This is a genomic window from Asaia sp. A2 (assembly GCF_057319415.1).
Genome location: NZ_JBXWTO010000002.1, coordinates 66,544 through 87,580 on the forward strand (window position 1 = coordinate 66,544; position 21,037 = coordinate 87,580).

The window sequence follows — 21,037 nt, forward strand, 5'->3', positions numbered from 1 at the left end:
TTCTTGGCTCATGGCACAGTATCCGCCCTTAACCGGCTGTCGGCAACCCGGCGATTGCGCGCCAGCCTGCCTCGTCGCAGGTCTCAAGCCCAAGCTCAGCGGCTTTCTTTGCCTTTGATCCGGCTTTTTCACCCAGCACCACCAGCCCGGTTTTTTTCGATACGGAATCGCTCACCTGCGCGCCCAGACGCTCGGCAATGGCCTTCGCTTCAGGGCGCGTCATGGTGTGCAGGGTGCCGGTAAACACGATGGTCTTGCCCGAAAGCGGGCCTTCCTCGGGGCGGGATTCCGGCTCGATTGTAAGTTGCGCCCGCAGATCAGCCAGCGCCTCCACATTATGCGGCTCGGCAAAGAAAGCGAGGAGATCGGCCACGATGCTCTGGCCGATACCCATGATGCTGCCCAGGGCAAGGCGGTCGTCAGAACCGATCATGGCGGCGGCGCGCATCGCGTCGAACCAGGCTTCATAGGTCTGGTAATGGCGCGCCAGAAGCTGGGCATTGCGCTCGCCGATACGCCGTATGCCAAGCCCGAAGAGAAACCGGCTGAAGGCGATGGTACGGCGCTGCTCGATGGCATTGAGCAGATTGCGCGTCGATACCTCGCCCCAGCCTTCACGGTCACGGATGATGTCGGCCTTGTCCCGCAGGCGGAAAATATCGCCGGGCCGGTCGATCAGGCCGATCTCGTGGAACTCGCGTATGGAGCGCTCACCCAGCCCGTCGATATCGAATGCCGGCCGGGAGACGAAATGAATCAGGCGCTCGACAACCTGCGCCTCACAGGTCAGGCCGCCCGTGCAGCGTCGTACAGCCTCGCCTTCGGGACGCTCTGTCAGGGCGCCACAGACAGGACAATGCGTCGGGAAGATGAAAGCCGGGCCGCGCGGCTTATCCTCGGGGACAGGGCCGAGAATTTGCGGAATGACATCGCCTGCGCGCTGCACACGCACCAGATCACCGGGGCGGACATCCTTGCGCGCAATTTCGTCTTCGTTATGCAGCGTTGCGCGCGACACGATGACACCGCCGACATTGACCGGCTCCAGGTGAGCCGTGGGAGTAAGCGCCCCTGTGCGCCCGACCTGTATCTCGATTTTTTCCAGTCGCGTGATGGCCTGCTCGGACGGAAATTTCCATGCAATGGCCCAGCGCGGTGCACGGCCCGCAAAGCCGAGACGGGTCTGGAGGTCAATATCATCCAGCTTGAAAACGACACCATCGATGTCATAGGGCAGCGACGAGCGTTCACGGGCAAGATTGGCGATATAACCGGCGATCTCGCTGGCGTGGCCGATGCGTGTTGAAAGCGGATTGACCGGGAAGCCCCAACGTTTCAACTGCTCCAGCCAGTCCCAGTGTGTTGCGGCACAGCGTTGGCTCGAAAAGCCCTGCGCATAGGCAAAAAGCGACAGAGGGCGTCTGGCAGTCACGTTGGGGTCAAGCTGGCGCAGTGATCCTGCAGCAGCGTTGCGCGGGTTCGCGAAAACCCTCTGTCCCTGTGCCTGCATCGTCTCGTTGAGCGACAGAAAATCGGCCTTCGCCATGAAGATTTCGCCGCGTATCTCAATCTCCTGCGGGAACTCTCCTTCCAGCTTTTGCGGAATGTCAGAAATGGTTTTCAGATTGGCGGTAACGTCCTCACCCACCAGCCCGTCACCGCGTGTCGTCCCGCGCAGCAACTGACCGTTCACGTAGGTGAGGTTGATCGACAGGCCATCGATCTTCGGCTCGGCAACGAAAGTGAGCTGATCGGCCGCCTTGGCATCCAGCCCGAGAAAGCGGGCTGCTTTCGCCACGAAAGCCTCAAATTCCTCAGTATTGAAGACGTTGTCGAGCGACAGCATGGGCACGCGATGGGGCTGCTTGCCAAAGGCGTTATCCGGCGCCGCACCAATGCGCTCCGAGATGCCGCTCTCAGTCCTGAGGTCAGGGTGCGCTTCTTCAAGGGCAAGGAGCGCCCTTCTGGTCTCATCATATTCCGCGTCTGACACTTCAGGAGCGTCGTTGCGGTAATAGGCGTCGTTCCAGCGCGCAATGAGCGCCGTTAATCTGGCGTGCTCACGGGCGGGGGTATCAGTCATCACTCTTGTTCCAGCAGGCTGTCAGCGGCCGTACGCGCCGCATCCGTTATGGTCTCGCCAGCCAGCATACGCGCGATCTCCTCACGTCGTTCCTCGGCTGAGAGTTTTTCTGCAAGGGTTTCTGTCCTGTCCTTTCGGATACGCTTGCTGATGCGCAGATGCTGGTCGCCACGTGCCGCAACCTGCGGGCTATGGGTGACGACAAGCACCTGTACATCCTGCGCCACACGGTGCAGGCGGTCACCGATGGACGAGGCCGTGGCCCCGCCAACGCCGGAATCCACCTCGTCGAAAACGAGTGTGGGTATGGCGGAGCGTTCGGCAAGCACGACCTTCAGAGCCAGCATGAGGCGCGATAATTCACCGCCCGAGGCCACCTTGGCCAGTGGGCCAGGCGGTTGGCCCGGATTGGCGGCGATCAGGAAAGATGCCTGCTCCTTGCCACGCAGGTTCCAGGCTTCCGGCGCAAGTGATGTAAGTGAGACAATAAATCGGGCACGTTCGAGCCGAACCGGTTTGAGTTCGGCCATGACTGCGGTTTCAAGCCGACGTGCAGCGCGCTCGCGTATTTGGCTGAGTTTTTCTGCTTCTGTGGCAAATACCTCCCGCGCGGCCTGCGTTTCCGCCATCAGCTGATCAATCCGGGCATTGCCTGAATCCAGCGCTTCAAGGCGGGCCTGAAGGCTCGCCAGCAGAGCAGCCAGTTCGTTGACCGCCACACCGTGCTTGCGACCCGCTGCGCGCAGGGCAAAGAGACGTTCTTCGGTTTCCTCAAGCAGGCGGGGGTCGGTGTCTGCATCAGCGGCGAGGCGGGAGAGCAGTGTTTCGGCCTCGGCAAGCGCCTCTTCGGCTTTTTCCAGAGCTTCCAGCGCCTCTTGCGCCTGGGCCTGCTGCGCAGAATGGGCGACGGGGTCGTCGCCCGGGGAGGGGAGCAGGCGGGCCAGTGTGCGGCTGGCACTGCGCAGGGCGGCCGCCGGCGTAGCGGAGCGACGGTCACGCGGTGTCAGTTCGGACAGGGCCGCAGCAATGGCCTCGCCACGTCGTTCGTTTTGCTGCAGGCCGATACGCAGCGCAGCCAATTGCTCTTCCTCATCTTCCTGCGGAGCAAGAACGCTGAGGTCGTCAACGGACTGTCTCAGCCAGTCCTCCTCACGCCGCGTTGCTTCCATTTCGGACTGTGCTGCGGCGAGTGCTGCGGTGAGTTCGATCCAGCGACGATAGGCGCGAGCCACGGCCTCGCGCGCGCTGCGATCCACGCCAAAAGCGTCAAGCAGATCGAGATGGGTCGCCTGATCAGCCAGCCCCATCTGGTCGTGCTGGCCCTGGATTTCGACCAGAAGAGCCGCGATGCGACGCAACAGCCCAACGCCAATGGGTTGGTCATTCACGTAGGCCCGCGACCGCGCATCGGCAGTGACCGTGCGCCGGAGCACAAGCGGTTCATGCGGGTCATCCAGGGCAATGCCCTGCTCGGCAAGAAGCTGATGGACCGGGTGACCATCGGGGATGTCGAAACAGGCGGAAACGCCAGCCTGATCTGCCCCGGCACGAACGAGGCCGCCGCTGGCGCGGTCGCCCAGAGCCAGTCCAAGGGAGTCGAGAAGAATGGATTTGCCCGCCCCGGTTTCACCCGTAAGGACCGTCAGTCCCGGATGAAAAGGCAGATCGAGCCTCTCGATCAGAACGACATCGCGTATCGAGAGGTGAGTCAGCATGCAAGGCGGTCCTGATGTGTCAGTCTGGAAACATCGCTGGCGGCGGTGGATTACGCCAGCGTCTCTGTCTCGTCCGGATCAGAAAACCGAGTGCCACATGCGGCCGAACAGACCGCGCTGCTTGCTACCCGGTGCGACGCTATGATCGGGCAAAAGATCGCGGTAGCGCAGCAGATTGTAGCTGTAACGATACCATTGGCTGTTGGGATAGTTGTAACCCAGAACCGAAGCCGATTTGCGCGCCTCGTCAACAAGGCCCAGTTCAAGGCTGACTTCGACAATGCGTTCGAGCGCTTCAGCGACGTGGTTGGTCGTCTGGAAATCGTTGACGACGCGCTGGTAGCGGCCAAGGGCCGCCTCGTAGTTGTGCTGCTGCTGGTAGTAGCGGCCGACAAGCATTTCCTTGCCTGCAAGATGGTCACGGCAAAGGTCGATCTTCAGCTGGGCGTCGCGCGCATAGGCCGTCTGCGGAAAGCGTGTCACGACTTCCTCAAGCGCGTTCAGGGCCTCAATCGTGCCCTGCTGGTCACGCTGCACTTCGGCAATCTGTTCGTAATAGCAAAGAGCGCGCAGATAATAGGCATAGGCGGCGTCAGGGCTGGTGGGATGCAACAGCAGATAGCGCTCAAGCTGCTGAACCGAAAGCGCATATTCCCCCTGCAGGTAATAGGCATAGCCTTCCATCAGCTCGGCATTACCGACATAGCCTGAATAGGGATAGTTTTGCTGGAGCAGCTCAAATTCGCCACTGGCCAGTGTGTAGCGCTTGGAGTGGAGCGCATCGATGCCGTAATTATACAGCGTTTCGGCACTGGCAACCTTTGGTGCCTTGACCTCTTCCTTGTTCGAAAAAAGCGAGCAACTGCTTAACAGCGCGAAGCTGCTGACCATCAGTACGCTAACAACGCGATGGCGCTTCGAGGCAGGAGGTACGTGAGGTTCTGTATTCTGGTGCATGCCGACTCTTCCACTGACGAATGGTCTTATATCACGCCTGACCATTCGCGGAAGTCCTGGGCGTACGAGATCGTTTCTCTCACGCTGTGGCGTGTATTTCGTTTCTGCCACGCACATTCTGGCCTGCGAGACGCCAGTTCTGGGTTGAAGAAAACAGCGATCGCAGCAGACGGTTGTTCAGACCATGACCTGATTTATGGCCCATGAAGCCGGCTTTAAGGGTGTGACCGGCCAGATAAAGGTCTCCCACGGCGTCCATCAGCTTGTGACGCACGAATTCCTTGGGATGGCGCAATCCGCAGGGATTGAGAACCGTGTCATCTTCCACAACGATCGCATTGTGTAACGAACCGCCGCGTGCCAGCCCCATTTTCTGGAGGGTCTCAATTTCCTTGCGCTCAACGAACGTGCGGCAGAACCCGACCTCCTGGCGAAAACGCTCAAGGGTGAGGGGCATGGCATGGCGCTGATGGCCAATCGCCTCAGCCGCAAAATCAATCGACATGGCGAGCGCGAAGCCAGACCGCGCGGGCCGCAGTTCGGCAAAGGCACCATTCTCGTCTTCCACACGGACGGTACGAACAACCTCGATCACGTTGCGCGGCACGTTCTGCCCGGCTTTTCCGGCACACTGGATAAGGAAGTCGAATTCGGTAGCGGAACCATCGAGCACCGGCGTTTCCGGACCGTCTATCTCGATCAGGGCATTATCTATGCCATTGGCATGAAGCGCGGCCATGAGATGCTCGATGGTGGCAATGCGCACGTCCGGCGTCTCAGCACACGCGATGACGGTGCTGAGACGGGTGCACACGACATTGTCGTAAAGCGCTGCGATTGGCTGTGAACCGGGAAGATCGCTTCTACTAAAAACGATGCCGTGGTCTGCGGGCGCAGGGTTGAGCGTCATCCGCAGTTGCTGACCGGTATGAAGCCCCACCCCGACGCAGGTTATGGGCTGTGAAAGCGTCTGCTGCATGGCGATCTGAGCGGTATTGCCGAAAGGGCTCAGGAAATCCGGGGTATTCTTGAAGGTGGAGGGCGGCACGATCAATGCTTTGTACGGTGTTTCGGCCGTGATCTGCATGGAATGACGTTCCCCTGAATTACCAAAACGTTATGTTCTGGACCCTCAGGAAGCTTTACCCCCTGACAGGGCAAACAGACCAGTCAATGTTTATTGCCAAACATTACGCTCTAAGGCTCTGAAACTGAACGTAAAATTCAATCTCAGAGCATGACGTATCATTTTCGCTCAGCGGTTTTGATCACGACGCAGAAATGCCGGGATATCCAAGCCATTTTCTTCGCTGTTGTCATGGCTGGCAACAGGGCGCGACGGCTCAGCCCGTTCGACAACCGTTGGTTCGTTACGGGGACCTTCATCATGCTGTGTCTGAGGTGACGCGGCAGGGCGGCCACGCAGGGCACCTGTCACGATGCCAAACAGGCTGCGTGACTGTGGTTCGGCTGCCGGCCGCTGGCCTTGCTCTGAAAACAGCCCCGATCGCGGAGACGGTGCGTGCTGTGGCGTTGCCTTTGCCGCCTGCGGGGGAACTGAATGAGGCGATGGGGCGGCGTTGGCGGGGGGCTGTGTATCGAGCCCGTAATGAGGCTGCTGCTTTGCATAGGTAGAAGCAGGCTGGAAGGGCGGCTGGCTGGTACCAGTCGCGATTTCTGCCCCGTCAGGTACGACGACGGCTTCGGGCACCGGTTCGGCGGCCGGTTGAATCGCCTCGGGTTCAGGGGCGCGGCTGCCGTCGATCCCTGTCGCGACGACCGATACGCGGATACGCCCGTTAAGCGACGAATCAATAGCCGAACCCCAGATGATCGTGGCGTCATCGGCTACTTCCTGACGGATACGCTCGGCAGCCTGATCCACTTCGTACAGGGTCAGGTCGTCACCACCGGTGATATTGATCAGCAGACCGCGTGCGCCCGACATGGACGAGTCGTCAAGAAGCGGGTTGGAAATGGCACGGTTGGCAGCTTCGAGTGCACGATCCTCACCTTCAGCTTCACCCGTACCCATCATCGCCTTGCCCATCTCCGCCATGACGGTGCGGATATCGGCGAAGTCGAGATTGATCAGCCCGGGTGCCAGCATGAGATCGGTCACACCGCGCACACCCATATAGAGCACCTCGTCAGCCATCTTGAAGGCTTCACGCAAGGTGGTGTGCATGGTCGCCATGCGAAACAGGTTCTGATTCGGAATGACGATCAGCGTATCGACATATTGCTGAAGCTCGGCAATGCCTGCCTCGGCCACTTTCTTGCGTCGTGCGCCTTCAAAACCGAAAGGTGTGCTGACCACGCCGACTGTAAGGATTTTGCGATCACGCGCCATCTTGGCAATAACGGGTGCTGCGCCTGTGCCAGTGCCGCCACCCATTCCGGCTGTAACGAAAACCATGTGTGCGCCATCGATGTGGCGGCTGATTTCCTCTGCGGCTTCCTCGGCAGCAGCCTTGCCAATTTCCGGCTTGGCGCCTGCACCGAGGCCCTGTGTAAGATGAGGACCAAGCTGCACACGGCGTTCTGCGCGTGAGCCCGCCAGAGCCTGCGCATCCGTATTGGCCACAACGAATTCGACGCCCTGCAACTGCATCTCGATCATGTTGTTGACGGCATTCATGCCACCGCCACCAACGCCGATAACGGTGATGCGCGGAGAGAAATCAGAGTAATTATATTGCGGGGCAGTGAGATTGAGCGTCATGGCGTAATCCGGATAGGGCTGGTATCAGTCCCGAATTCAGGGAGAATGACTGAAAAGCATCACCTTAATAGGTCAGTTTTTAGTCATGTGCGACCCCTAATGAAATGAACGAGGCGCTTTAATACGCCACCAGGTCTTGCTTCTGGCGTATCGGCGTCGTGGAAACTCCGATCTGCACCAGCCACCCAGGCGAGCAGACCCGAAGCGGTTGAGAATCCGGCAGAATTTGCACCAATTTCCGGCAGTCCGACGATACCGAGCGGACGGCCAAGGCGCACCGGTCGATCAAGGATGCGCGCGGCCATCGGCCCGACGCCATCAAGCAGTGAGGCCCCTCCCGTCAGCACCACGCGTTCGCGTCCAGTTCGACTGAATCCGGCGTCGTCCAGACGGTCGCGCACGAGTTCCAGCGTTTCCTCAATGCGCGGCCTGATGGCCGAAACCAGTCTCGCGCGTGAGACGGTTGTCAGCGTGCCGGGTGCCTCGCCGATTTTCTGGAGCGTGATGAGCTCGCTGCTGTCCTCGGCGGAGAGTTCGGCGGCCCCGTATTTGGTCTTGAGGCGCTCGGCTTCGTCCAGTGAGGTCGAGAGCATCCCCGCAAGGTCACGGGTGACGTGCAATCCGCCGACGGGCAGGAAGGCCGTATGGCGCAGCATGCCGTCACCGAACACGGCAATCGAGGTCGTGCCACCGCCCATGTCGATCACCGTAGCGCCGAGTTCACGCTCGTCTGCATCCAGTACCGAAAGGCCTGAAGCGAGAGAGGCAGAAACAAGCCCTGTCATCTTGAGTTCGGAGCGCATGAGGACCGAATCCAGCGTACGGACGGCTGTCGTTGCTGCATCGACAACATGAAGCCGTGCCGTAAGCTGTTCACAGACCTGGCCTCGGGGATCGACAATGCCATAGGTGTCATCCACCGCATAACCGATGGGCAGGGTGTGGATAACGGTGCGGCCCTCGGTAAACGCACGCGCCTGGCCTTCCGCTACCACACGGGCCATATCGCTCTCGCTGACTCCGTGCCCGCCGATGGGCATACGCGCATTGAACAGACGGCTCTCGGGATGACCGCAGGAGAGGTTGACAGCGATATTGTCGAGGCGACGGTCGGCCGCATCTTCAGCCTGGCCGACTGTGGCGCGTATGGCCTGCTCAGCCTCTTTCAGATCGACGATATTACCATTGCGTATGCCGCGTGAGCGACGCCAGCCATAGCCGAGCACGCGCAACGTGCCATCAGCCTCGCCACGTCCGATGAGGCAGGTCATCTTGGTCGAGCCGATGTCCAGCACACCGAAGACGCCCACACGCCAGTGTCTGGGCATGGCAGGTTCATCCGCCGGGGGCAGGGCCAGGATATGGTCCTCCGAGCGTTCGTGATGTCGCTGCCCTGTGCTGACCGGCAGGAGCGCGCGGCTACGCACTGTCCGTCGGCGCCTCTTGCGCGGTGAGTCCGGGTCTGTGGCCACGAGGTCGTTCATTCTTCGGTCGAGGCTCCATCTGCGGAGGAAGGGGCTTGGCTGTCATGGCCGCGTTGGGTAGCAGCATGGCCCGGTTTGTGCGTCGATTGAGGCGGATTTCCGGCACTTCCAGGACCTGATCTCTGCGCAGATCCTGCTTGTCCGCCACTCCTGACGGGCGTGCCATTAGCGGGGCGGGAAGCGTCAGAGCCGGGTTCCTTGCCCTGGTTGGTATTCGGCGAATCCTGCGGGGCGTTCGGATCGGCAACCGAAGCGGGGGGCTGGTGAATGACCATACGATCCGGCAGGCGCATATCGATCGAAACGACCGGGCGCTCCAGCAGGCGGAACTGACCCTGATATTGCGCAAGACGCGCAAGCGCTGCCTGTTCCTGCCCTTCCGGCAGCAGGACGGTTGCCCCATCGCGCAGGGTCAGGTTCCAGCGACGCTGCCCGACGCGTACGGCCGCTACGACGAACTCCTTGACCGATGGATTGGCTGTCAGCGCATCGACCAGCGTGGAGGCCGCAAGGTTTGCGCCCTCGCCAACAACAAGTGGCAGCTTGATGAAGGCCTGGCCGTTTTTGCCCTCAAGCCCCTGATCCGGCACGCGCTCTCCAGCGCGGTTGATCAGGATGAACTGCCCATGGTCCTGCCAGACGGCCACCGGGCTGCGTTCGGTGATCTTGATGACGATTGTATCGGGCATATGCCGTTCGACCGTCGCATGATCGATAAAGGGCAGGGTGTCGATGCGATCACGCGCCGCCGAGACCGAAAATCCGAAAATCGGCTTGCCGACCGAGGTGCCGAGAGCCCGCATCAGATCGTCTTCCGGCGTGAGGTTGCGCCCCTCGACCCGGATCGTCTTGATCTGGAATGGCAAGTACTGAACGAGCTTCGCGCGATAGGGCGCAAAACGGGTCTCGGAAGCCGAAAGGCGAAGAAACGACGCGGCAACCCCTGCTACGATCAGCAGAAAAAGGAAGGCCAGAAATACGCGCAGGCCCCGCTTGTGGCGGCGCATGAACAGCACAAGACGCGCGGGTCTGTCCTGCTGCACGGGTCCGCGATACGGAGGTTCCGGCCGCCGATTTCTCATCTGCCCTGTTTGCCCCGCGTGGTGAGGGCATCACGTACGATCCAGTCGCAGAGCTCCGGGTAGGAAATGCCACAATAGGCGGCCTGTTCCGGCAGGAGAGAGGTCGCGGTCATGCCAGGCTGAGTATTGACTTCCAGCAGGATCAGACGGGACGTTTCCTCATCATAGCGGAAATCGGCACGCGAGGCACCCGAGCAGCCCAGCGCACGATGGGCGTTCTCGGCCACGCGCAAGGCCTGGGTGAAAATGGCTTCGGGCACTTGCGCTGGCACGTGATGCACGGAACCACCGGGTGCGTATTTCGCGTCGAAATCGTAGAAATCGCCTGTGGGAGACGCCGCCACGATATCAGTCACGGTCAGTGCCCGGTCACCCAGTACCGCCACAGTGAGTTCGCGACCCGGGATATATTCCTCGACCAGCGCCTCGCGGCCAAAGGTCCAGTTCGCGGCAATGGCCTGACGGCGGTTGCTGCCGGTCCGGACAATCTCGACCCCGAATGATGATCCTTCGGCGATGGGCTTGACCACATAGGGCGTAGGCAAAGGATCGGCCGCAGCGAGTTCGTCCATCGTCACCACCCGCCCTTCGGCGACGGGCAGACCGGCCGCGGCAAACACGCGACGCGAGGCTTCCTTGTCCATGGCGAGCGAGGAAGCCCGTATGGAGGAATGGGTGTAGGTCAGGCCCAGCCACTCCAGAACGCCCTGAATGGCACCATCTTCACCCAGCGGGCCATGCAGCGCATTGAACACGACATCTGGTGCTGCGGCGCGCAGGGCACGGATTGTTTCGGTCAGATCGGGGCCAGCATCGACACTGACAACATCATGACCGGCTTCAACGAGAGCCTGTGCAACGCCCGCGCCACTACGCAGACTGACGGGCCGTTCGCTGGAAATACCTCCCTGAAGGACGGCGATCTTCAGACTCATGGCTGTTCTCCCGATGACGGTTTTCCAAGGCGCTTGATTTCCCAATGCAGGGCAATGCCGCTTTGGGCAAGGACGCGCGCACGGACTTCGTCACCCAGATCTTCCAAATCGCGGCTTGTGGCCGTGCCGAGATTGAGCAGGAAATTACAGTGCTTTTCGCTCACCTGCGCGCCACCCCGCGTGAGGCCACGGCATCCGGCGTCGTCAATCAGCTGCCAGGCCTTGTGGCCGTCAGGATTGCGGAAGGTCGAGCCGCCCGTGCGGGCCTTGACCGGTTGCGAGGCCTCGCGGGCGGCCTTGATGCCCGCGATATGGGTGCGGATCTGTTCGCGGTCGCCCGGCTGGGCTCGCAGCCGTGCCCTTAGCACGATGGCCCCCTCCGGCAGGCTGGCATGACGATAGCTGAAGGCCAGCGCGGCATTGCCCAGACGCGTGATCGTCCCGTCGGGCAGGAGGATTTCGGCCCAGTTGAGTACGGCATTGATGTCAGAGCCATAAGCGCCGGCATTCATGACCACCGCCCCGCCAATGGAGCCGGGAATTCCGGCCAGGAATTCCAGCCCGGTCAGACCCGCTGCGGCAGCCTGCTCGGCTACGATCATGTCGAGGGCTGCAGCACCGGCCACGAGACCATCGGGTTCGATCACGATATCGGCGAAACCACCCGCCATACGGACCACAAGCCCCTCGATCCCGCCATCGCGGATGATGACATTGGAACAGGCGCCAAGCACCGTGACCGGAACCCCTTTGGGGAGGGCCGCCAGTGTGTCGGTCAGGTCCTGCACATCCTTGGGCACAAAAAGGGCTTCGGCATTACCGCCCGTGCGAAACCAGGCGCGCGGGCCGAGCGGGGCGTCGAAACTCAACCGGCCACGCGGCGAGAGCTGATGCAGCTTCGTGCTCATGATGCCTTGCCATTGAGCGCGGCAAGCTGACCCGGCAGCGCATGGGCCCAGTTGGTAATGGTGCCCGCGCCGAGGCACACAACGAAGTCACCCGGCTTGGCGATGGCGTTGATCATCTCGGCCAGATGCTCGGGGCCGGGCAATGGCACCACGGAGCGATGGCCGCTCGCACGCAGTCCCTCGATCAGTGTGTCGCGGCTGACGCCCTCGATCGGCGCTTCACCGGCAGCATAGACATCGGTCACGATCACCGTTCCTGCGTCATTCATGCAGGTGCAGAAATCGCTGAACAGGGCCTGAAGGCGCGAATAGCGATGCGGCTGCACCACGGCAATCACGTCGCGTGCGCCAGCCTGACGGGCGGCCCGCAGCACGGCAGCAATCTCGACCGGATGATGACCGTAATCATCAATGACCGTGATGCCATTGAAATCACCGCAACGCGTGAAACGACGCTTGACGCCGCGGAACCCGGCGAGCGCAAGGCGAATGGTTTCGTCACTGATATCCATCTCGCTGGCGACGGCGATGGCAGCAAGTGCGTTGAGCACGTTGTGCTGGCCCAGCATGGGCAGGCGAAACGGTCCGGCGCGACGCGTGGTCTTTCGCGTGCGGTTGGTGATTACCACCTCAAACGTGGCACCCAGGCGGTCGGTGATCAGTTTGTCAGCGCGGATATCGGCCTGCGGGCTGAAGCCATAGGTCACGATACGATGGTCCGACAGGCGCGGGATCATCTGCTGTACAGCAGGATGATCGATGCACAGCACGGCAAAACCGTAGAACGGAATGTTGGACACGAACTGATCATAGGCCGCCTGCATGGCCTCTGCCGTGCCCCAGTGGTCCAGATGTTCGGGGTCCATGTTGGTGACCACAGCGATGACCGCAGGCAGACGCAGGAAGGAGCCATCGCTCTCATCGGCCTCGACCACCATCCAGTCACCCGACCCCATGCGGGTGTTGGTGCCGTAAGCCTCGATGATGCCGCCATTAATCACGGTCGGGTCGAGTTTGGCCTGTTCGAGCACGCAGGCCACAAGACTTGTGGTGGTTGTCTTGCCATGGGTGCCGCCAATCGCCACCGCCCAGCGCAGGCGCATGAGCTCGGCCAGCATTTCGGCACGACGCACAACGGGGATCAGCCGTGCACGCGCCGCCAGAACCTCGGGATTGTCCTTCTTTACGGCCGTTGAGGTGACCACAACCTGAGCCGTGCCCAGATTGCCCTCGTCATGGCCGATCGCGACGACAATACCGAGCTTGCGCAGACGCAGCACATTGGCGTTTTCGCTGATATCCGACCCCTGAACCTTGTAGCCGAGCATATGCAGCACCTCGGCAATTCCTGACATCCCAATCCCGCCAATGCCGACGAAATGGATGGTTCCGATGGAAAGGGGGAGTGCGCGCATGAACCAGGCTTTCAGAGTAACTGCGAAAAAACAGGAAGATCGGGGTAAGGACAGAAAAACGGAGACAGGTTAGCGACGGATGTGGGCGAAGACTTTGCCTGTCATGAAGCAGGGGAGCGGTAGTCCGAAATGCGGGCTTCGACAAGGTCGGCCAGCAGTCTGGCGCTGTGCGGATGGGCAAAACCGCGTGCGGCCTTTGCCGCCATCGCCAGACGTTCGGGGTCATTCAGCAAGGTGGCTAGAAAGGCCGATATCGTCTCGGGGGTGAAGTCCTTCTGGCGGAACATCCAGGCACCACCAGCATCGACAAGCTGTGTAGCATTGGCGCCCTGTTCGTCTGACGCAGCAATGGGCAGGGGGACGAGAATCGACGGACGACCCGCAATGGTAAGCTCTGCCACAGAGGAGCCTCCGGCACGCCCGATCACCAGATGCGCCTGCCGCAGTAATGTGGCGACATCACTGAAAAACGGCGCCAGTGTGCACTCAATTCCTGCGGCCTCGTAGGCGGCGCGTGTTTCGGCAATGTCCTTCTCATGCACCTGCTGCGTCACGCGCAGCCGGGCACGGAACCCTGAAGGTAACTGGGCAAGCGCGGCGGGCATGGTGGTCGAGAACACTTTGGCGCCCAATGACCCACCCCAGATCAGGAGATTGATTGCTTCTTCGGGCGGGGTATAGGGCTCATCGAGCAGCGCCTCGATGGCGGGCCGCACCGGCATGCCGGTCAGGGCCGTGCGCAGCCCCAGAGGCAGACGGGCGACGGTGGGGAAGGATGTCGCGATGGCACTGGCGAAACGGGCCAGCAGGGCATTGGCCTGCCCGAGCACGGCATTGCCTTCATGAAGGATCACAATCGGCTTGCGTCCGCCGGTAAGGAAACGACTGCCCAGAATGGGGGGCACGGAAGGATAGCCGCCAAAGCCGATCACGGCGACGGGCGCGATCTGTCTATGCAGGCTGCGGGCCTCCCAGGCACCGCGCAGAAGCGACGTCACACCGCGGAGCTTGGCAGCGATGCCCTTGCCAGCCACACCAGTGCCATCGAGCACATATTGTGGCCTGTCCTGAAAGATGCCGCTTGTTCTTTTACCGGCGCGCTTATCGGTCATCAGCACCAGATCATGCCCGCGTGCCGCAAGTTCGGTCGCGAGCGCCTCGGCGGGAAAGAAGTGGCCGCCTGTGCCACCGGCAGCAATCACGATGGGGCTTTTCACGAATTGGATCCTTCACGAAGCGACGTCCAGTGCCCCTGACCGGCATAGTGCGAGCTGATGGGGCTGGCCGAAACCTGATGGCGTGTCAGGGCCAGCACCATGCCAAGGGTCAGGGCGATGGAGATGGCCGAGGAGCCACCATAGGAAATGAGGGGCAGCGTCATGCCCTTGGTGGGAATCAGATGCAGGGTCGAGCCCATATTGATGAAGGCCTGCAGCCCGAACCCGGCAACCAGCCCCGACGCGGCCGTGATCACGAACGGGTCGCTCTCGCGCATGAGTTTGAGCAGTGTGCGCACCACGATGACGGTGAAGATCAGGATGATGAACAGGCAGATGAACAGCCCGTACTCCTCGCCAGCCACAGCAAAGACGAAATCTGCATGAGCGTCTGGCAGCAGATCCTTCACCCGGCCTTCACCGGGACCACGCCCCATCATGCCGCCATTGCCGAAGGCACGCAGCGCGGTGTCGATCTGGTAATGATCGCCCACATTGGGGTGCAGGAAGCGTTCCACACGCGAGCGCACATGAGGAAACGCCACATAGGCGCCCGCAAACGCCGCGATCATGGCCCCCACGCCAGCGCCAACAAAAATGATGGGCAGGCCATTCACGAAAAGCTGGATGAAAAAGACCATCGTGATGACCGACAACATGCCGATATCAGGCTGTGACTTCAGCAGCAGCAGGATCAGCCCGAAACAACCGAAGGCGATGAGCATGCCGGGGAAACGAACCGAGCCGAAAATGACCCGCCGCCTCTGCTCGGCAAGCAGCCAGCCCGTCACCACTGCGAAGAACGGCTTGAGGAATTCGGAGGGCTGGACCGACATCATGGGCAGCGCAATCCAGCGCCGTGCGCCCTTGATCTCGACGCCATGAACGAGCGTCATGAAAGTGGCCGCCAACGCAATGACACCGCCGATGAGCGCGAGGCGTTTGACCGCCTCACGCGACAGGCCGGAGACAAGCAGCACGACCCCGCCCGCCAGAAGCAGGAAGATCACCTGTTTGAGGATGAACATCTCGCGTGAGGCGCCAATGCGCACGGCGACGGCAGGGCTGGCGGCCAGCATCAGGACATAGCCAAAAGCAATCAGCACCCCGACGCAGCACAAGGTGACGCGATCCACATTGCGCCACCAGCGCCCTATACGGGACGTATCGACACGTGAAAGCCCTGCCATGTTTCCCTAACCCCTCGGCCCTTCGGATCAGGGCGTTTCTGAATCGCTGAGGCGAGTCAGGATATCGATAAAAGACGCGCCGCGCGCTTCAAAACTCGTAAACTGGTCAAAGCTTGCACATGCTGGCGACAGCAGAACAACCGGCACATCGAGCGCGCGGGCCGCCTCCAGCGCCGCCGACGTCGCAACATCGAGCGTCTGGCTGATTTCAGTGGCAACCCCGTGGGCCTGCAGAGTGGTCTGCAGGAGGGGCGCGTCGCGGCCGATCAGAAGCGCCTTGGCAATCCGACCGAATAGCGGTGCCAGTGCTTCGATCCCGCCGGATTTGGCCGTACCCCCCGCAATCCAGATGACCCTGTCATAGCAGAGCAGCGCCTTTTCGGCGGCTTCGGCGTTGGTCGCCTTGCTGTCATTGATGAAGCGGATACCATCAATGACGCCCGCCAGCGCCTGACGATGCGGCAGGCCCAGATAGGTTGTCAGGCCGGTTTCAATGGCGCGGTCGTCCAGCCCAAGATGCTTCGCCATCGCCCGTGCCACGAGAGCATTCTGCAGATTATGGGCGCCGGGCAGGGCGGGCGCTGAATCAAGGGCTTGGGCAACCGGTGCGACAAGCGTTTCATCATCAACCGAGATCGTGACGACGTTCAGGCCGTTGGCAATCAGCGTTGATGCCTCGGCGCGGGTGTAGGTGTCGTCTACGCCCACTACAGCGAGATCATCCGGGGTCATGTTATCGAAAACGTGGCGTTTGGCTGCGGCATAGCCCGCCATATCCCCGTGACGGTCTAGATGATCCGGCGTCAGATTGAGCAGGCAGGCTGTCGCAGCACGATACTGGTCCAGACGCTCCAGCATATAAGACGACATCTCGATGACATACACGCCGTCATCCGGCAGGAGCGGCAAGGCAAGCGAGGCCGTACCGAGATTGCCCCCTGCCAGAACAGGCACTCCGGCCTTATCCAGCATATGGGCGAGCAGGGCGGTCGTCGTGGACTTGCCGTTCGTCCCGGTGATCGAGGCAAAACGGGCCCTCGAGCCTGCCTTGCGCACCGCACGATAGAGCATCTCGGCATCGGACAGAATGGGGATGCCAGCCTCACGTGCCTTTAAGGCAACGGGGTGAGGGCTCGGAAGCCTGTGAGGGATGCCTGGTGAGAGGATCAGCGCCTCGAACCCGGTCAGGTCGTCCAGAGGGGCTGCGGTAAAGCGGCTATTTTCGCCTTGCGCCCCATAAGCATCAGGGGCCGGGGGTGATTTGTCATCCCAGGCCTGAACTTCTGCCCCCATGCCAAGCAGGGCCTCGACGACAGCGTGGCCATTGCGGCCGAGGCCGACCACAGCAAAGCGCGACCCGGCAAACAGATCGGAGGGGAAGGAGCGACCCGTCATCTCAGCGCAGCTTCAACGTGGCAAGGCCAGCCAGGCCGAGCAGGATGGACACGATCCAGAACCGGATGACGATCTTGGGCTCCTGCCACCCCTTTTTTTCGAAGTGATGATGCAGCGGGGCCATCAGAAAGACGCGCTTTTTTGTGCGCTTGTACCAGAACACTTGAATGACAACCGAGAGCGTCTCGACCACGAAAAGCCCGCCCACGATGCAAAGTACCAGCTCATGCTTGACCGCCACCGCGACGGCGCCCAGAGCGCCACCCAACGAGAGTGAGCCCGTATCGCCCATGAACACATCGGCCGGGGTCGCATTGAACCAGAGAAAGCCGAGCCCTGCGCCGATAAGCGCCGCGCAGAAAACCGCAAGCTCGCCGGTGCCGGGGACAAGGTGAAGCTGCAGATAATCGGCGAAAACGCGATTGCCCACCAGATAGGCGATCAGCGCGAAAACCAGCGAAGCGATCACGACGGGCACAATGGCGAGCCCGTCGAGGCCGTCGGTGAAGTTTACCGCATTGCCGAACCCGGTCATGGTGAGCATGGCAAAAAGGGGAAAGGCAAAGCCGAGCGGCAGCAGGAAGTCTTTCACGAACGGAAAGGCCACCATATTGCGCAGTTCGGGTGGCATCAGGCTTTCCATCCAGTAGCCGGCAATCAGCGAGGCGGCGAATTCGCTCCCCAATCGGGCCCGCTTGGATACGCCTGCCGTGTTGCGACGCGAGAGCTTGAGATAGTCATCCGCAAACCCGACAGCGCCGAAAGCGGCTGTCACGAACATGACAGCCCAGACGAAGCCGTTCGTGAGATCGGCCCAGAGCAGGGTGGAGGCAAAAAGCGCGATCAGGATGAGCATACCACCCATCGTGGGGGTGCCGGCTTTTTCAAGGATATGGCGTTCCGGGCCGAGCGTGCGAATGGGCTGCCCCTCGCGCTGGATACGCTTGAGCTGCGCAATGAAGGGACGTCCAAAAACCAGCGAAATGACGAAAGCCGTCAGGCATGCGCCGCCTGAGCGGAATGTCAGGTAATGGAACAGATTAAAGAAGCCGCCATGAGTCGTGTCGTGGATGGCGATAAGATTATACAGCATCAGGCCTGCACGCCCCCTGCGAGAAGAGAGGTGACAATGTCGCGCATGCGACTGCCAAGACTGCCTTTTACGAGAACCACGTCACCGGCTTTCAGATTCGATTGGACGAAGGGGGCGAGAGATGCCGCGTCTGGTTGCCAGACGCCACGCTTTTCTTCGGGAAGAGCGTCAAAAACATGGCGCATGTGCGGACAGCAGCAAAAAACCAGATCGGCGTTCGCTGTGACATCCGGCACGAGTGAGAGATGCTCTGACTCGGCAAAGTCACCGAGTTCGCGGATATCACCCAGAACGGCGATTTTTCGCTGGCCCGGCACGAGAGAGAGCGTCTCCAACGCTGCACGGATGGAGAGAACCGAGGCGTTGTAGCTCTCATCCAGCAGGGCAGCCTGACCGGCCAAGATAGGCTGAATCTGGCCACGCCCCGCGCCGGGGCGCCACGCAGCCAGAGCCGCTATGGGGGGGGCAAGAGGCAGGCCGAGCGCCTGAAGGGTCGCAAGGGCCATGCCTGCGTTGCGCACGAGATGGGCCCCCGGTGCTGCGAGCGCCACCGCATAACTCATCCCATCACGACAACCGAGTGTGAATTGCGAGCCTTCTGGCGCGGTCTGCACCCCGATCAGACGATAATCGGCATTCTCGCCCAGACCGACACGGGCCAGTCGGCACCCGGCCTGTCCCGCAGCGCCTGTGAAAACGGCGTCCAGACCCGTATCGTCGGGAACGAGCGCCACGCCAGCGTCACTCAGGGCGCGGATCAGGTCGGATTTTTCTTCTGCAATGGACTCGACACTCCCCATATAGCCCAGATGCGAGCTGCCTATGGTGGTGATGACGGCTGCATCGGGGCGCACCATTCCGGCCAGTGGAGCGATCTCGCCACGATGGTTCATGCCGATCTCGGCCACGCAGAATGCAGCGTCGCGCGGCATACGGGCGAGCGTCAGGGGGACACCCCAGTGGTTGTTGTAGGAGGCGACTGCCGCATGGGTCGGCCCGAGCGCCGAAAGGGCGCAATGCAGCATGTTCTTGGTCGTGGTCTTGCCGACTGACCCCGTTATGCCAATCATGACACCGGTGAAACGCGCCCGTGCGGCCTGTGCCAGGGCACGTAGCCCCTGCATGGTGTCCTGCACATGCAGCAACCGCGGGTCGTCGCTGCCTGACGCACTGTGAACCATGACGCAGGCCGCGCCTTTCTCCAATGCAGTCGCGATATGGGCGTGGCCGTCGCTGGTATCGCCCACGAGGGCGATGAACAGGTCGCCCGGCTTGAGCGTACGGGTATCAATGGAGATACCGGTCACGGCGACATCGGCAATGAGCTGCCCTGATGTGGCCTCACGAAGCTCGGCGCCGGTCCAGATCGGTGTCATGCCGGCACCCCGGCCAGTTCGCGGATCACCGAACGGTCGTCAAACGGGGTCGTGACACCAGCCACGGTCTGTCCACTTTCATGGCCCTTGCCTGCCACGACCACCACATCACCCGGTCTGGCTTCGGACAGGGCAGCGGCAATGGCCGCGCGTCTGTCCCCGATTTCCAGAGCATCAGGACATGCGGCACGGATGGCGGCACGGATCGAGGCGGGGTCCTCGCTGCGGGGGTTGTCATCCGTCACGATCGCCAGATCGGCCAGTTTCGCGGCGATGCCACCCATGAGCGGGCGCTTGCCCCGGTCACGATCGCCACCGGCACCGAAGACGACAATCAGGCGGTTCTGTGCATGAGGGCGCAGGCTGTGCAGCAGATGATCCAGCGCATCGGGGGTGTGGGCATAATCGACATAGACGCCGGCACCATTGTCCAGTGTCACGGCCAGTTCGGCACGACCGCGTACGCCTTGCAGACGGGAGATGAGGTCGAGAACACCTCGCGCCTGATCGTCCTGCGCCCAGATCATCGACGCCGCCAGAAGCACGTTGTCGATCTGGAAGCGGCCCGTCAGCCCGATAGTGACGTCGGGCAGTTTCTCCCCGAACAGGGCGAGGGAGACAATCTGACCATGCGGCAATGGGGTGGCATTCAGCAGGCGGATCGTCTCACCCTGTTCGCCCACGCTGCGCGGCTTGAGGCGTCGTGCCTGCGCCAGATCGCGCAGCGCGGTGACAGTTCGCGCATCCATATCCGCGTTGAAGGCGGCAATGGCCCCTTCGGGCAGCAGGTCGGCAAAAAGGCGCAGCTTGGCGGTGCGATAGGCGTCCATCGTCCCGTGATAATCGAGATGGTCGCGCGTCAGATTGCAGAACCCGCCCGCACCGAGATGCACGCCATCCAGGCGATGCTGATCGAGACCGTGAGACGAGGCCTCCAGCGCGACATGGTCGATCCCTGCGGCTTTGAGCTGGGCAAGCGTCTGAGCCATCGAGACGGCGTCGGGCGTCGTAAGCGGCGGCGGGGCCTCGACCGGGATGTCGCTGATCAGCCCCAGCGTGCCGATACTGGCAGCCGGATTACCGCTCATGGACCAGAGCTGACGCAGGAAATCTGCCGTGCTGCTCTTGCCGTTTGTTCCCGTCACTGCAGCGATATGGGTTGGCTGGGGCCCGGCAAGGACGGCGGCCATGAGCGCCAGCGCATGGCGAGGCGAGGGCGATGAGACGCAGGGCACGGAAAAAGCGGGGGTGATCGCGTCTGAGGCCAGCAGGGCCGAGGCACCTTGTGCGAGAGCCTGCGGGATGAACGTCGCCCCGTCGACAGCAACGCCGGGCAGGGCGGCAAAGATCATACCCGGCTGTACCGCACGACTATCTGCCGTGATACCATGAATTTCGGGGTCAGCGACAAGGGGCGGGACCGTTAGTCCGGCCCGCTTCAGGATCTCGGAAAGACGCATGG

At 61.6% G+C, this 21,037-nt stretch carries 16 protein-coding genes; all 16 read right to left on the bottom strand.

Annotation, left to right across the window (positions count from 1 at the left end):
* Positions 1 to 28 precede the first annotated feature (28 nt).
* Positions 29 to 2,083 carry an NAD-dependent DNA ligase LigA gene (gene ligA, locus ACWNRM_RS02620; RefSeq protein WP_485169375.1) on the bottom strand — a complete coding sequence of 685 codons (2,055 nt, stop codon included), beginning with the start codon at positions 2,081 to 2,083 and terminating at the stop codon, positions 29 to 31.
* Positions 2,083 to 3,798 (bottom strand): DNA repair protein RecN, encoded by a 1,716-nt coding sequence (gene recN, locus ACWNRM_RS02625; protein ID WP_485169376.1) that lies wholly within the window; start codon positions 3,796 to 3,798, stop codon positions 2,083 to 2,085. Before recN ends, ligA begins: the two co-directional genes overlap by 1 nt.
* 78 nt (positions 3,799 to 3,876) lie before the next feature.
* Positions 3,877 to 4,755, bottom strand: a complete 879-nt coding sequence (locus ACWNRM_RS02630; protein WP_485169377.1) for an outer membrane protein assembly factor BamD — start codon at positions 4,753 to 4,755, stop codon at positions 3,877 to 3,879.
* Between the two features lie 79 nt (positions 4,756 to 4,834).
* Entirely contained in the window at positions 4,835 to 5,842 is a 1,008-nt protein-coding gene (lpxC, locus tag ACWNRM_RS02635) for a UDP-3-O-acyl-N-acetylglucosamine deacetylase (RefSeq protein ID WP_485169378.1), read from the bottom strand.
* 168 nt (positions 5,843 to 6,010) lie between these two features.
* Positions 6,011 to 7,480: a cell division protein FtsZ gene (ftsZ, locus tag ACWNRM_RS02640; RefSeq protein WP_485169379.1), complete on the bottom strand. Its 1,470-nt coding sequence runs from the start codon at positions 7,478 to 7,480 to the stop codon at positions 6,011 to 6,013.
* A gap of 83 nt (positions 7,481 to 7,563) precedes the next feature.
* On the bottom strand, positions 7,564 to 8,964 hold the full coding sequence (gene ftsA, locus ACWNRM_RS02645) for a cell division protein FtsA (protein ID WP_485169380.1): 1,401 nt from the start codon (positions 8,962 to 8,964) through the stop codon (positions 7,564 to 7,566).
* Positions 8,961 to 10,007 carry a cell division protein FtsQ/DivIB gene (locus ACWNRM_RS02650; protein ID WP_485172143.1) on the bottom strand — a complete coding sequence of 349 codons (1,047 nt, stop codon included), beginning with the start codon at positions 10,005 to 10,007 and terminating at the stop codon, positions 8,961 to 8,963. Before ACWNRM_RS02650 ends, ftsA begins: the two co-directional genes overlap by 4 nt.
* 35 nt (positions 10,008 to 10,042) lie before the next feature.
* Positions 10,043 to 10,981, bottom strand: a complete 939-nt coding sequence (locus ACWNRM_RS02655) for a D-alanine--D-alanine ligase (RefSeq protein ID WP_485169382.1) — start codon at positions 10,979 to 10,981, stop codon at positions 10,043 to 10,045.
* The gene (gene murB / locus ACWNRM_RS02660) at positions 10,978 to 11,889 is read right to left on the bottom strand and encodes a UDP-N-acetylmuramate dehydrogenase (protein WP_485169383.1); all 912 of its coding nucleotides are present in this window, start codon (positions 11,887 to 11,889) and stop codon (positions 10,978 to 10,980) included. The genes ACWNRM_RS02655 and murB overlap by 4 nt, the downstream gene beginning before the upstream one ends.
* Positions 11,886 to 13,304: a UDP-N-acetylmuramate--L-alanine ligase gene (gene murC / locus ACWNRM_RS02665; RefSeq protein WP_485169384.1), complete on the bottom strand. Its 1,419-nt coding sequence runs from the start codon at positions 13,302 to 13,304 to the stop codon at positions 11,886 to 11,888. Before murC ends, murB begins: the two co-directional genes overlap by 4 nt.
* A gap of 101 nt (positions 13,305 to 13,405) precedes the next feature.
* Complete coding sequence (gene murG / locus ACWNRM_RS02670; RefSeq protein WP_485169385.1) at positions 13,406 to 14,521, bottom strand: undecaprenyldiphospho-muramoylpentapeptide beta-N-acetylglucosaminyltransferase; 1,116 nt, start codon at positions 14,519 to 14,521, stop codon at positions 13,406 to 13,408.
* Positions 14,518 to 15,711, bottom strand: coding sequence for an FtsW/RodA/SpoVE family cell cycle protein (locus ACWNRM_RS02675; protein ID WP_122039247.1), 1,194 nt, complete (start codon positions 15,709 to 15,711; stop codon positions 14,518 to 14,520). The genes murG and ACWNRM_RS02675 overlap by 4 nt, the downstream gene beginning before the upstream one ends.
* Positions 15,712 to 15,738: 27 nt before the next feature.
* A complete protein-coding gene (gene murD / locus ACWNRM_RS02680) occupies positions 15,739 to 17,106 on the bottom strand; it encodes a UDP-N-acetylmuramoyl-L-alanine--D-glutamate ligase (RefSeq protein ID WP_485169386.1) in 1,368 nt (455 codons plus the stop codon).
* Position 17,107: 1 nt separating this feature from the next.
* Positions 17,108 to 18,199, bottom strand: a complete 1,092-nt coding sequence (gene mraY / locus ACWNRM_RS02685; RefSeq protein WP_023977565.1) for a phospho-N-acetylmuramoyl-pentapeptide-transferase — start codon at positions 18,197 to 18,199, stop codon at positions 17,108 to 17,110.
* A complete protein-coding gene (locus ACWNRM_RS02690; protein WP_485169387.1) occupies positions 18,199 to 19,575 on the bottom strand; it encodes a UDP-N-acetylmuramoyl-tripeptide--D-alanyl-D-alanine ligase in 1,377 nt (458 codons plus the stop codon). Before ACWNRM_RS02690 ends, mraY begins: the two co-directional genes overlap by 1 nt.
* Positions 19,572 to 21,035: a UDP-N-acetylmuramoyl-L-alanyl-D-glutamate--2,6-diaminopimelate ligase gene (locus tag ACWNRM_RS02695; RefSeq protein ID WP_485169388.1), complete on the bottom strand. Its 1,464-nt coding sequence runs from the start codon at positions 21,033 to 21,035 to the stop codon at positions 19,572 to 19,574. Before ACWNRM_RS02695 ends, ACWNRM_RS02690 begins: the two co-directional genes overlap by 4 nt.
* Positions 21,036 to 21,037: the final 2 nt, after the last annotated feature.

Bases quoted from the DNA above. Each gene is read 5' to 3' on its own strand.
- ACWNRM_RS02690 (WP_485169387.1), bottom strand. From the start codon at position 19,575: ATGACACCGATCTGGACCGGCGCCGAGCTTCGTGAGGCCACATCAGGG.
- ftsA (WP_485169380.1), bottom strand. From the start codon at position 8,964: ATGAACGACCTCGTGGCCACAGACCCGGACTCACCGCGCAAGAGGCGC.
- recN (WP_485169376.1), bottom strand. From the start codon at position 3,798: ATGCTGACTCACCTCTCGATACGCGATGTCGTTCTGATCGAGAGGCTC.
- ACWNRM_RS02630 (WP_485169377.1), bottom strand. From the start codon at position 4,755: ATGCACCAGAATACAGAACCTCACGTACCTCCTGCCTCGAAGCGCCAT.
- murC (WP_485169384.1), bottom strand. From the start codon at position 13,304: ATGCGCGCACTCCCCCTTTCCATCGGAACCATCCATTTCGTCGGCATT.
- ACWNRM_RS02675 (WP_122039247.1), bottom strand. From the start codon at position 15,711: ATGGCAGGGCTTTCACGTGTCGATACGTCCCGTATAGGGCGCTGGTGG.
- ACWNRM_RS02655 (WP_485169382.1), bottom strand. From the start codon at position 10,981: ATGAGTCTGAAGATCGCCGTCCTTCAGGGAGGTATTTCCAGCGAACGG.
- murB (WP_485169383.1), bottom strand. From the start codon at position 11,889: ATGAGCACGAAGCTGCATCAGCTCTCGCCGCGTGGCCGGTTGAGTTTC.
- ligA (WP_485169375.1), bottom strand. From the start codon at position 2,083: ATGACTGATACCCCCGCCCGTGAGCACGCCAGATTAACGGCGCTCATT.
- mraY (WP_023977565.1), bottom strand. From the start codon at position 18,199: ATGCTGTATAATCTTATCGCCATCCACGACACGACTCATGGCGGCTTC.
- ftsZ (WP_485169379.1), bottom strand. From the start codon at position 7,480: ATGACGCTCAATCTCACTGCCCCGCAATATAATTACTCTGATTTCTCT.
- lpxC (WP_485169378.1), bottom strand. From the start codon at position 5,842: ATGCAGATCACGGCCGAAACACCGTACAAAGCATTGATCGTGCCGCCC.
- murD (WP_485169386.1), bottom strand. From the start codon at position 17,106: ATGACGGGTCGCTCCTTCCCCTCCGATCTGTTTGCCGGGTCGCGCTTT.
- ACWNRM_RS02695 (WP_485169388.1), bottom strand. From the start codon at position 21,035: ATGCGTCTTTCCGAGATCCTGAAGCGGGCCGGACTAACGGTCCCGCCC.